Origin of the sequence: Sphingopyxis sp. OAS728 (assembly GCF_014873485.1) — a bacterium.
In the GTDB taxonomy this organism is placed as follows: domain Bacteria; phylum Pseudomonadota; class Alphaproteobacteria; order Sphingomonadales; family Sphingomonadaceae; genus Sphingopyxis.
Window position 1 is genome coordinate 126,452 of record NZ_JADBDT010000001.1, and the last position, 11,920, is coordinate 138,371.

Annotated in this window: 9 protein-coding genes; 4 read left to right on the top strand and 5 right to left on the bottom strand. The window is 65.1% G+C overall.

The features are described from left to right. Positions 1-2: 2 nt before the first annotated feature. Together GGC65_RS00645 and GGC65_RS00650 are read right to left on the bottom strand one after the other, a co-directional pair. Entirely contained in the window at positions 3-1,463 is a 1,461-nt protein-coding gene (locus GGC65_RS00645) for an MATE family efflux transporter (protein WP_318780101.1), read from the bottom strand. After that, positions 1,460-4,213, bottom strand: coding sequence for a valine--tRNA ligase (locus tag GGC65_RS00650; protein WP_192645392.1), 2,754 nt, complete (start codon positions 4,211-4,213; stop codon positions 1,460-1,462). The genes GGC65_RS00645 and GGC65_RS00650 overlap by 4 nt, the downstream gene beginning before the upstream one ends. A gap of 85 nt (positions 4,214-4,298) precedes the next feature. On the opposite strand from GGC65_RS00650, the gene GGC65_RS00655 reads away from it, so the two are divergent. Next, positions 4,299-4,646 carry a cupin domain-containing protein gene (locus GGC65_RS00655; RefSeq protein WP_225940612.1) on the top strand — a complete coding sequence of 116 codons (348 nt, stop codon included), beginning with the start codon at positions 4,299-4,301 and terminating at the stop codon, positions 4,644-4,646. Positions 4,647-4,664: 18 nt separating this feature from the next. Here the strand turns inward: GGC65_RS00655 and GGC65_RS00660 are convergent, their stop codons facing one another. Then, a complete protein-coding gene (locus GGC65_RS00660) occupies positions 4,665-6,734 on the bottom strand; it encodes an alpha/beta hydrolase family protein (protein ID WP_192645393.1) in 2,070 nt (689 codons plus the stop codon). A 139-nt stretch (positions 6,735-6,873) separates the two neighbouring features. On the opposite strand from GGC65_RS00660, the gene GGC65_RS00665 reads away from it, so the two are divergent. Then, positions 6,874-7,575, top strand: coding sequence for an HPP family protein (locus tag GGC65_RS00665; RefSeq protein ID WP_192645394.1), 702 nt, complete (start codon positions 6,874-6,876; stop codon positions 7,573-7,575). On the opposite strand, the gene GGC65_RS00670 is transcribed toward GGC65_RS00665, so the two are convergent. Then, on the bottom strand, positions 7,572-8,855 hold the full coding sequence (locus GGC65_RS00670; protein WP_192645395.1) for a metal-dependent hydrolase family protein: 1,284 nt from the start codon (positions 8,853-8,855) through the stop codon (positions 7,572-7,574). The genes GGC65_RS00665 and GGC65_RS00670 overlap by 4 nt on opposite strands. Beyond that, positions 8,828-9,733 (bottom strand): neutral zinc metallopeptidase, encoded by a 906-nt coding sequence (locus GGC65_RS00675; protein ID WP_192645396.1) that lies wholly within the window; start codon positions 9,731-9,733, stop codon positions 8,828-8,830. Before GGC65_RS00675 ends, GGC65_RS00670 begins: the two co-directional genes overlap by 28 nt. Positions 9,734-9,885: 152 nt before the next feature. On the opposite strand from GGC65_RS00675, the gene GGC65_RS00680 reads away from it, so the two are divergent. Beyond that, positions 9,886-11,031, top strand: coding sequence for a patatin-like phospholipase family protein (locus GGC65_RS00680; RefSeq protein WP_192645397.1), 1,146 nt, complete (start codon positions 9,886-9,888; stop codon positions 11,029-11,031). A 54-nt stretch (positions 11,032-11,085) separates the two neighbouring features. Continuing rightward, positions 11,086-11,871 carry a 3-hydroxybutyrate dehydrogenase gene (locus tag GGC65_RS00685; protein WP_192645398.1) on the top strand — a complete coding sequence of 262 codons (786 nt, stop codon included), beginning with the start codon at positions 11,086-11,088 and terminating at the stop codon, positions 11,869-11,871. Positions 11,872-11,920 lie beyond the last annotated feature (49 nt).

Genomic DNA, 11,920 nt, shown 5'->3' on the forward strand with positions numbered 1-11,920 from the left:
CCTCAGCTTGTCGGTTGCGGCAGTGTCCGGCGCCAGTTTCCGCGTTGGTAGATCGCCCACGCCATCGCCAGCGAGGCGAGCGACGAGAGCGGGAAGCTCCACCAGAGAATATCGCTGCCGACCGACGGATAGCCGAAATAATAGATGCCGAGACGGATCGGGAACATCGACAGGAACAGGATGACGAGGGGCGGGACGACCGAGCCGTTGGCGCGGAGCGTGCTGATCAGCACGATCGTCGTGCCGAAGGGCAAGAAGGTCCAGGTCGCGATCAACTGGATATTGCGCGCGACGTCGATCGCCTGGCTTTCGCTGCCCAAGAAAAGCGCAAGCGCGGCGCGGTCGAACGCGAGGAGGAGGGCGATGAGCACGCCGGTCATCGCGAGGTTGATCGCGATGCCGCTGTTCGTCACCGACGAAACGCGGTCCCAACGCCCGGCACCGATATTCTGCGCCGCCATCGAGCTGACCGCGGCGCCGACCGCAAGCGCGGGCATCTGGATGTAATTCCACAGCTGCAGCGTCGCGCCATAGGCCGCGGCGGTGACGAGCCCCTCGCGGTTGACGAGCCCGACCATCACGAGACCGGCGCCCGAGATCACCAGCATCTGTGCGCCCATTGGCAGGCCGCGGCCGATGATGAAGCGCAGCTCGCTCCATTTGGGATAAAGATAGGACAATTCGTGACCGCGGAGGCGGAGGACGTGGTTTTTCGCGTAAAACCAGCCGATCATACCCGCGAGACTGATTGTACCCGCGAGCGCGGTGGCGAGCGCGCTGCCGGCGATGCCGAGGCGCGGGAAGGGGCCGAGGCCAAGGATCAGCACGGGGTTGAAGGCGATGTCGAGGACGACCGCGAGGATCATGAAGCGGAGCGGTGTCACGGCGTCGCCGGCGCCGCGCGAGGCCATCATCAACGTCACGCTGAGCATGGAGGCAGGGACGGCGAGGAAGGTGACGCGGAGATAATCGTGCGCCATCGCAAAGGCTTCGGGCGGGGTTTCGAGCCAGCGCAATATGCGATCCGACGCGAACCAGCCGACGATCGCGATGACGACCGAGAAGATGAGCGCGAGGCCGATTACGCCGCCAGTCGCACGACGAGCGGCGTCGATATCGCCGCGGCCCATAGACTGGCCGATCAATACCGTCGCCGCCATGCCGAAGCCGAAAAAGGCACCGAACATCAGGAACATGATGATGTTCGCATTGGCGGTCGCGGCGAGCGCGCTTTCGCCGAGGAATTGCCCGACCCAGATCGAATTCACCGAGCCCGACAGCGTCTGGAGGACGTTCGACGCGAGCGTCGGCAGCGCAAAGAGGATGAGCGTCTTGGTGATCGGCCCGTGGGTCAGATCCATCCGCCCGCTGCCGCGCGCTGTCTGGCGGGGCGGAACCGGGCTTGCGGCCGGATCCGCCGCCGCCGCAACGGGCGTCGGCGTGACGGGGATTTCTTCGCTCACCCCAGCCGCGCCAGCGCGGCAGTCAGGCGGTCGGCTTCAGCTTCCTTGGCGGCATGATCGGCGCGCGCCTTTTCGACCGCTTCGGGCTTCGCGCGTTCGACGAACGAAGGGTTGTTCAGGCGGCCGGCGAGACCGTCGCGTTCCTTCGCGGCGGCGGCAAGCGCCTTGGTCAGGCGGTCGCGCTCGGCGGCGATGTCAATCACCCCTTCGAGCGGGACGGTGATCGTCTCACCCTCGACGACGAGTTGCGCCGAGGCGCCGGCAGGCGCGGGGTCGAAGCTTACGGCTTCGAGGCGCGCGAGGCGATCGAGCTGCGCAGCGAGCTTCTCGGTACGGCTTTTCAGCGAGGCCGGGAAATGCGCGGTCAGGCGCGCGCCCGGCGGCAGGCCGAGTTCGGCCTTGGCGGTGCGCAGTTCGCTGACGAGCCTGATCAGCCAGTCGATGTCGGCGCTGGCTTCGGCGTCGTTCGTCGCGGCGGGCGCTGGCCATTTCGCGGTGATCAGCGGATAGTCGGCGCGGTCGCCGAGCCCCGTCCACAGCTCTTCGGTGATGAAGGGCATGAAGGGGTGGAGCATCACGAGGATCTGGTCGAGCACCCAGCCGGCGACGGCCTTTGTTTCGTCGTCGATCGCGCCCTTGATCAGTTCGAGATACCAGTCGCAGAAGCTGTTCCACGCAAAGCTGTAGATCGCGTTGGCGGCGTCGTCGAAGCGATAGGCGGCGAAGGCCTTGTCCATCGTCGCGACGGTCGCGGCGACTTCGCCGATGATCCAGCGGTTGACCGGCAGCGTCGCCGCGGGGGCTTCGAAGCTGGTCGAGGCCGAAATGCCATTGGCTTCGCAGAAACGCGCGGCGTTCCAGAGCTTGGTCGCGAAGTTGCGATATCCCGCGAGGCGCGCGTCATCCATCTTGATGTCGCGGCCCTGGCTTTCCATCGCCGACATGAAGAAGCGGAGCGCGTCGGCGCCATATTGGTCGATCAGGCCGAGCGGATCGACGACATTGCCCTTTGACTTCGACATCTTCGCGCCGTCGGGCGCGCGGACGAGGCCGTGGAGATAGAGCGTCTTCCAAGGCACATCGCCCATGAACTCCATGCCCTGCATCGCCATGCGCGCATCCCAGAAGAAGAGGATGTCGAAGCCCGAGATGAGCACGTCGTTGGGGTAATGGCGCTTCAGGAGTTCGGTATTCTCGGGCCAGCCGAGTGTTGCGAAGGGCCAGAGCGCGGAGGAGAACCAGGTGTCGAGGACGTCCTCGTCGCGCGTCAGGGCGACGCCCGCGCCGGCCTCGGCCTGCGCTTCCGCTTCGGTTTCGGCGACGAAGATGCGGCCGTCCTCGGCGTACCACGCCGGGATCCGGTGACCCCACCAGAGCTGGCGCGAGACGCACCACGGCTGGATATTCTCCATCCAGTTGAAGAAAGTCTTTTCCCACGTCTTGGGGACGATGTTGATGCGGCCGTCGCGGACCGCGGCCATCGGCGGCTGTGCGAGCGTCTTGGCGTCGACATACCATTGGTCGGTGAGCATCGGTTCGATCACCACGCCGCCGCGGTCGCCGAACGGCTGCATGATCAGCTTGTCCTCGACCTTGACCATCAGCCCTTCGGCATCGATGTCGGCGACGACGCGTTTGCGCGCTTCGTAGCGATCGAGCCCGCGATATTCCTCGGGAACGAGATTGAGCGCGTCAATTTCGGCCGGGGTCGCGGTCGCGCCCTTGGCAATCTCGACCGCGCGCGCGGCGGCTTCGGCATAGGGCGCCCCGTCGGCGCGCATCGCGGCGACCTCGTCCATCAGGCGGTACATCGGAATGTTGTTCCGCTGCGCGACGCCATAGTCGTTCTCGTCGTGCGCGCCGGTGATCTTCACCGCGCCCGACCCGAAATGCGGATCGGGATATTCGTCGGTGATGATCGGGATCAGGCGGCGATGTTCCTTCGGCCCGACGGGGATCTCGCAATATTTGCCGACGATCGGACGATAGCGCTCGTCGTCAGGGTGAACGGCGACCGCGCCGTCGCCGAGCATCGTTTCGGGGCGCGTCGTCGCGATCGAGATATAGTCGCGCTCTTCCTCCAGCACGACGTGGCCGTCGGCGTCGCGTTCGACATAGGTGTAGGTCTCGCCGCCCGCGAGCGGATATTTGAAGTGCCACATATGGCCCGGCACCTCGTGCGATTCGACCTCGAGGTCCGAAATCGCGGTCTTGAGCGCGGGATCCCAGTTCACGAGGCGCTTGTCGCGGTAGATCAGGCCTTTTTTGTGGAGGTCGACGAACACCTTGACCACGGCCTCGGTAAAATGCGGGTCCATCGTGAACTGCTCGCGCGACCAGTCCATCGAGCAGCCGAGGCGGCGAAGCTGGCCGGTGATCTGGCCGCCGCTTTCGGTTTTCCATTCCCAGACCTTGTCGACGAATTCTTCGCGCGTGAAATCGGTGCGCTTTTGCTGGCGTTCGTTGAGCTGGCGCTCGACGACCATCTGCGTCGCGATGCCGGCATGGTCCATGCCGACGACCCACAGCGCATCCTTGCCGCGCAGGCGTTCGTAGCGGACGAGAACGTCCTGCAACGTGTTGTCGAGCGCATGGCCGATATGGAGCGCGCCGGTGACGTTGGGCGGCGGATTGACGATCGTGAAGGGTGTCGCGTCGGGACGCGCGGGACGGAAGAGTCCACGGCTTTCCCATTCATGGGCCCATTTCGCCTCGATAGCGGCGGGATCGAACGTTTTTTCCATCGGCATAGCCGGGCGCCTTTGCCAGCCGGGGTGCGGACTGGCAAGCTGGATCGGCAGGGATTAGAGTATCGCCGACTGCAGGAGCGAGGTCATGGACGATGCGATGCGCAGCGGAGTCATTCGCTTGGCCGAATATGCGGCGCAGGTGCCGACGCCCGAGGGTGAACGATCGGTCCTCGCGCTGAAACGCGGGACGCTCGACGTCCGCCTGTCGGTTCCCGTCCCGCCGAACCGCCAGACGCCGCACGAACAGGACGAGCTGTACGCGGTTATCCGCGGAAAAGGCGTACTGATCCACGGCGACGAGCGCACGCCGTTCGCTGCGGGCGACCTGCTGTTCGTCGCCGCCGGGGTCGAGCATCATTATGCCGATTTCAGCGACGATCTGGCACTGTGGCGGATATTCTATGGCAAGGCGGGCGGCGAGGTCGCGATATGACCTGCCGCCCGCCAAGGCTTATTTCTTGAGGTAGCTGCCGAGCCAGTTGAACACCGTCTGGTGCCACTGAACGCTGTTCGCGCCCTTCAGCACCCAGTGGTTCTCGTCGGGGAAGACGAGCAGCTGCGACGGTATGTTCCGGCGCTGGAGCGCGGTGAAGGCAGCGAGGCCCTGCGTATAGGGAATGCGGAAGTCCTTCTCGCTGGTGATGACCAGCATCGGCGTCTTCCACTTGGTCACATGATTGACCGGATTCCATTTTTCATATTCTTCGGGAACCTGGAAATAGGGGCCGCCATGCTCCCATTCGTCGAACCATAGCTCCTCGGTCTCATACGCCATCGCGCGCGCGTCGAAGACGCCGTCGTGCTGGACGAGGCATTTGAAGCCGTCGGTCCACTGGCCAGCGATCCAGTTCATCATATAGCCGCCATAGGATGCACCGAGTGCGCAGGCGTTGGCGATGTCGAGCTGCGCATCCTGCTTGCCCGCAGCGGCGAGGCCGAGGCGGAGGTCTTCGAGCGGCTTGCCGCCCCAATCCTTGTTGATGCTGTCGGTGAAGGCCTGACCATAGCCGGTCGAGCCGTGGAAATCGATGCTGACGACGCCATAACCCTGCTGCGCGAACAGGCGCGGGTTCCAGCGCGTCGACCAGCCGTTGCCAAAGCTGCCCTGTGGGCCGCCATGGACGATGAAGGCGACCGGCAGCTTGCCGGTGCTGTTTGCGGGTTTCAGAATGATGCCCCACACTTTGTCGCCGTTGGCGCCGGCAAACTGCATGCGGTCGAACTTGACCGGATCGAATTCGGCGAGCGTCGCGGCGTTCACGGCCGTGACCTGCTTCACCTTGCCCTTCGCGTCGCGAGTGTAGAGGTCCGTGGGCGCGAGCGCGGTGTTGCGCGTGTAGAGAAGCGCGCCGCCCGGCAACACCGTGACGTCGCCGATCGTGCCGTCGAAGGCGTCGGCCGAGGCCTTGAGCTTTTCCACCTTGCCGGTCGCGGCGTCGACCTTGAACACCGGATGGTCGAGCACGTCCTGCGCGGTGACGAACAGCGACTTGCCGTCCGCCGCCCAGGCGATCGACGCGACCGAGCGATCCCATGCATCGGTCAGCTTCTTCGTCTCGCCGCTCTCGAGGTTGCGCAGCATCAGCACCTGCCGGTCGGCTTCATAGCTCGGCCGCGCCATCGCGGCATAGGCGAGCCATTTGCCGTCGGGCGAGGGGGTGGGGAGGGTGTCGGTCGCCTGATTGTCCTGTGTCAGGTTGACCGGCATCATCCGGCTGTCGACCAGCCAGCGATAGATATCGAGGTTGGTCGAGGTCGGCTCGTTGCGATCGGCCTTGCGCAGCGTGAAAAAGACGGTGCGGCTGTCGGCGCCCCATGCGAGTTCCTCGCCGCCGCCGAACGGCTTCGACGGGCTGTCGCCGATCAGGCCCGCGTCGACCGGACGTGCGACGCTAGCCTTGCCACCGTCGAGGTTGAAGACGAAGGGGCGGCTGTAGGTGCCGGGGGTCTCCCACGCATCCCAGTGGCGGACGAATCCGGCGCCATCCTTGTAGAGACGGCCGCTGCCGGGTCCGACAAGCGCGCCCTTGTCCTTGGCGTCGCAGCCGAAGTCGGTGCATTCATTCGGGATGTCGCCCCATGCCAGCAGCTTTTTGCCGTCGGGGGAAATCTTGAAGCCCGCGACGTCGGCCGGAGTGTCGGTGACTTGGGTCGCGGCACCGCCCGTGCTCAGCTCGATGCGCCACAGCTGATCCTTGCCCGATGCATTCGAGAGAAAATAGAGGCTGCCGTCGGGCGCAAAGGCGGGCGATGTCTCATTCTTGCCCGCGGTGTCGGCGATCTGGACGGGCTTTGCGTCCTTTGCATTGCGATCGACGAGCCAGAGGCCGGTCGAGCGCCTGTACGTGCCGGTTTCGGTGTCGGTCTGCTGGAAGACGACCCAGCGCCCGTCGGGCGACGCGGTCGGCGCGGCGACGCGCTTCAGCGTCGCAAGGTCGACCTCGGTCATCGGGCGGGCGAAAGCGGGGGTGGAAAGGGCGGCGGCAAGCGCGATCGCGCTGCAAAGGATCTGGTTTCGCATGAAAGCGGTTTAGCGACGCGCGCTGCACGTTCAAGCACGAAGGCGCGCCAAATCGCGCTTCGCCGACGCCAACTAAATTTCGCTGGCGGGCCAAAAGGAAAAGCGCCATCGGGCCGGTCGAGGAACGAGAAGGAAACCGATGGTTCGCGCCATATTGAACACAGGCCGCATCTTCGTGCCGCTGTTGGCGGGTGCGAGTCTGCGCGACCGCGTGATCGCCAGCGTCGGCGCGCTGATCGGGATCGGCTTCGTCGGGCTGACCTGCACCGCGCTGTTCCCCTCGACAATGCCATGGATCGTCGCGCCGATGGGAGCATCGGCGGTGCTGCTGTTCGCGGTGCCAGCAAGCCCGCTCGCGCAGCCCTGGTCGATCGCCGGCGGCAATGTGATTTCGGCGATCGTCGGCGCGATCGTTGCGTGGATATTCCCCGATCCGGCGATTGCCGCGGCGGTCGCGGTTTCGCTCGCGATCATGACGATGTCGCTCTTGCGCTGCCTGCATCCGCCCGGCGGCGCCGCGGCGCTGAGTGCCGTGCTCGGAGGCTATGCGCTGTTCTCGGCGCATGTGGCCGATTTCCTGATCGTCGTTCTCGTCAATTCGCTGCTGATGGTGGCGATCGGATGGATGTTCCACCGCTTCTCGGGACATAGCTATCCGCACCGCGCCAAGCCCGTCGAAGGCAAGGCCTTGCCGCCTGCACCCGCGTCCGGCTTGCTGATGGGCGATATCGACCAAGCGCTCGACGACTTGGGCGAGACGTTCGACATCAGCCGTGATGATCTTGCTCTGCTGCTCGAACGGGCGGAACTGCACGCTGCGGAGCGCAGCGGCAAGCCTTAGCGGACGAGGGCGCCGCCCTTCATTACATGATCGATCTTTTCGAGCACGGTGATGTCGGCGAGCGGGTCGGCCTTCACCGCGACGAAATCGGCGTAGCGGCCGGGTACGATCGCGCCGACATCGCTGCGGCCGATTTCCTCCGATGCGCGGCCGGTTGCCGACTGGATCGCCTGCATCGGCGTCATTCCATATTTGACCATATTGCGGAACTGGCGTGCGTTGAGCCCGTGCGGATAGACGCCCGCGTCGGTGGCGTAACCGATGTTGACGCCGAGCTCGACCGCGCGCTTGAAAGCGGCGCGCTGCGCGTCGGTCGTTTCGCGGTTCTTGCGCAGATATTCCTCGGGCCAGCCTTCCTTCGTGCCGACATCGTCGATGTAGGTGCCGTTGTAGATATCCATCGCGAGCCAGGTACCGTGTTTTTTCGCAAGCTGGAGCGTCGCTTCGTCGGCGAGGCTGGCGTGCTCGATGCTGTCGACCCCCGCGTTGATCGCATTCTGGATGCCGATCGCGCCATGCGCGTGCGCGGTCACCTTCTTGCCGCGGGCATGCGCGACCTTCACGACCGCGCGGAGCTGGTCGACGGTCATTTCGGGGGCGCCGGGCTCGGTGCCGATCGCAAGGACCGCGCCGGTCGCGATCGTCTTGATGAAGTCCGCGCCATGATCGAGCAAATAGGTCGTCTTCGCTGCTGCTTCCTCGGGCGTCGCTGCGACGCCGAGCCGCATGTCGGGCGGCAATTGCTCGTTCGGGACGACGCCATTGAGTTCTCCGCCACCCTTGGGGATGGTGAGATAGGCGCCCGCGACCCACATGCGCGGACCCGGCACGTCACCACGGTCGATCGCGTTGCGCAGCGTCACATCGGTGAGCCCGCGATAAGTGCCGACATCGCGCACGCTGGTGAAACCCGCGTCGAGCGTCACGCGCGCGTTGCGCGCGCCGACGAGTGCGGTTTCGGCGGGCGAGGCTTTCATCGGTGCGGCGAGGTCGGCGCTCTGGCCGAGGTCGGCGAGATGCGTGTGGAGGTCGATCAGGCCGGGCAAGACGGTATAGGCGGACCAGTCGACGACCGTTGCGCCGTCGGGCGCCTTGCCGCACGCGCCGACGGCCTTGATGCGCTCGGCCTCGACGGTGATGCACTGGCCGGTGTGCACCTCGTTCGAGACGCCGTCGATCAGGCGTCCGGTCTGGATATAGAGGGTTTCGGCCGACGCGGGCGTCGCGGCGAGGACCGCCGCGAGCGCCGCCGTCAGATATTCGAACCGAACGCGTCGCACTGGCGCGGATCTCCCGATTGCAGGCCGCGGCGCAGCCAAGTCATGCGTTGTTCGCTCGTCCCGTGGGTGAAGCTTTCGGGTACGGGGCGTTGGCCCGCCGAGCGCATCAGCGTATCGTCGCCGATCGCATTGGCGGCGCGCATCGCTTCTTCCATGTCGCCCGGTTCCATTACGGACTGGCCGTCGTTTGTCTTCGCGCGCGCCGCCCAGACGCCGGCGTAGCAATCAGCCTGCAACTCCATACGGACCTGCAGTGCGTTGCCCTCGGCCTGCGAGGATCGCGACTGCGCGCGGCGGACCTGTTCGGAAATGCCGCTGATCGTCTGGATGTGATGGCCGACTTCGTGCGCGACGACATAGGCCTGCGCAGCATCGCCCGCGGCCCCAAACCGCTGCGCGAGTTCGCCAAAGAAGGCCGTGTCCAAATAGATGCCCTGATCGGCGGGGCAGTAGAACGGCCCCATCGCGGCTTGCGCCGCGCCGCAGCCCGACTGGTTGCGATCGGTGAAGAAGCGCAGTTTCGGTTCTTGATAACCGTTGATCTGCGTACCCCAGAATTTGTTCGTCGAACTGAAGACGTTACACGCGAAGCGTTCGCCCTCGGTATCGCAAGCCTGTGTATTGGTACCGCGGCTGTCGGCCATCGGGTCGGCGGTCCCGCTCCCGCTGCTGAGCATATTGGCGCCGGGGCCGAGCAGGAAAAAGGCGGCCACGCCGATCAGCAGGATCGTGCCGCAACCCATCTTGCGTCCGAGCAGCATCGGGAGGAATCCGATAAGGAGTCCGCCGAGGCCACCGCCACCGCCGCCACTGAATCCGCCGCCGCTGCGGCCTAGGTCGCGGATATCGTCTCCGGGATCATAGTCGTCGAGGCGCATCGGGCTTCTCCACCGGTAAAATTCTGGTCTACCGCGATAGTTACAGCAGCGCCGGGCAATTGGAAGGGGGTTCGCATATCACCCGGCCATTGCAATAGCCTGTGTTGCGGTGCACAAATCCGGCGCGCTTCCAAGAAGGATCCCCCGAGTCCATGCCCCGCCGCGCCGCCCGTGCTGCCCTTCCGCTTCCCGATCTCGTCGTGCTCGTCCTGCAGGGCGGCGGCGCGCTCGGGGCGTTTCAGGCGGGAGTTTATGAGGCGCTGATCGAGCTTGGGATCGAGCTCGACTGGGTGGCGGGGATTTCGATCGGCGCGGTCAACGCCGCGATCATCGCGGGGAACGAACGCGATCAGGCCGTCGGCAAGATGCGTGAGTTCTGGGAGGGCGTCTCGTCCGCACTGCCGTCGCTGCCGACCGCGGATAATGACTGGGCGCGCGAATGGACGCATCTGGCGGCGGCGGCGCAGGTGACGGCGTTCGGGGTCCCGGGATTTTTCATCCCGCGCTTTCCGCCACCGGCGTTTGCCGAGCGGCAGACGCCCGAGGCGGTCAGCTTTTACGACACCACGCCCTTGATCGCGACGCTCGACCGGCTGGTCGACTGGGACCGCGTGAACAATGGCAAGGTGCGGCTGTCGGTCGGCGCCGTTGCGGTCGAAACCGGCAATTTCCGTTATTTCGACACGCAGTGCGACATGATCGACGCGCGCCACATCTTGGCGTCGGGCGCGCTGCCGCCGGGCCTGCCGCCGGTCGAGATCGACGGCAATTGGTATTGGGATGGCGGCCTCGTGTCGAACACCCCGCTCGAGCATGTCGTCGAGGCCGCGAACAAGGACATGCTGGTCTTTCAGGTCGACCTGTTCCCCGCGCGCGGCGAGCGCCCGCACGATATGGAGGCGGCCTGGTCGCGCGAAAAGGACATTCGTTACTCGAGCCGCACGCGGCGCATTTCGGACGGGCTGGTGCGGCGCCGCAAGGAGCACCGGTTGATCGACCGCATGCTGGAAAAACTGCCGTCGGAATGCGCGGACCTGCCAGAGGTCAAGGCGGTGCGGCGGATGGTCGACTGCAAGGCGCTCAACGTCGTCCAGTTGATCCACGAACCGCCGGCGTGGCAGACGGGTGCGCGCGATTTCGAATTTTCGCGTTCGACGATGGAGGTCAACTGGGCGCTGGGCCGTGACGCCGTCGAGGCGGCGATGAAGGATGGGCACCTGCTCGCGGACAGCATCGCCGAAGGGCGCTCGGACAGTTTTGCAGTGCAATCGAACGGGCTCAGACCAAAGGATGGTTGAAGCGGCCGGCGACCATCTTCACCTTCACATTCTCCCTCACTGAAAGGATTATCGATGCGCCTTAAAGGAAAGACCGCCCTCGTCACCGGATCGACCTCGGGCATCGGGCTCGGAATCGCCAAGGCCTTTGCCGCCGAGGGCGCGAACATCATCATCAACGGGTTCGGCGAAGCCGATGCGATCGAGACCGAACGCAAGGGGCTGGAGGCGACCAGCGGCGGGAAGGCGGCCTATGACGGCGCCGACCTCACCAAGCCCGAGGCGATCGAGGACATGTTCAAGCGCGCCGAGAAGGATTTCGGCGGGGTCGACATCCTCGTGAACAATGCGGGCATGCAGTTCGTCTCGCCGGTCGAGGATTTTCCGGTCGAGAAATGGGACATGATCATCGCGCTCAATTTGACCGCGGCGTTTCATACCATCCGCCATGCCGTGCCTGTCATGCGCAAGAAGAAATGGGGGCGCATCATCGCGACCGCGTCGGCGCATTCGCTCGTCGCCTCGCCGTTCAAATCGGCCTATGTCACCGCGAAGCACGGCCTCGCGGGCCTGACCAAGACCGTCGCGCTCGAAGTCGCCGATGCCGGGATCACGGTGAATTGTATCAGTCCGGGCTATGTCTGGACGCCGCTGGTCGAGAACCAGATCCCCGACACGATGAAGGCGCGGAACATGACGCGCGAGCAGGTGATCAACGACGTGCTGCTCGCGGGTCAGCCGACGAAGCAGTTCGTCACGGTCGAGCAGGTCGCGGCCATCGCCTCCTTCCTGACGCGCGACGAGGCGGCGAACATCACCGGCGCAAACCTGAGCGTCGATGGTGGCTGGACGGCTGCTTGACCCGCTGCGCTCTTGAGCAATCTCCTTTGCCCTCTTAAGGTTAACGATA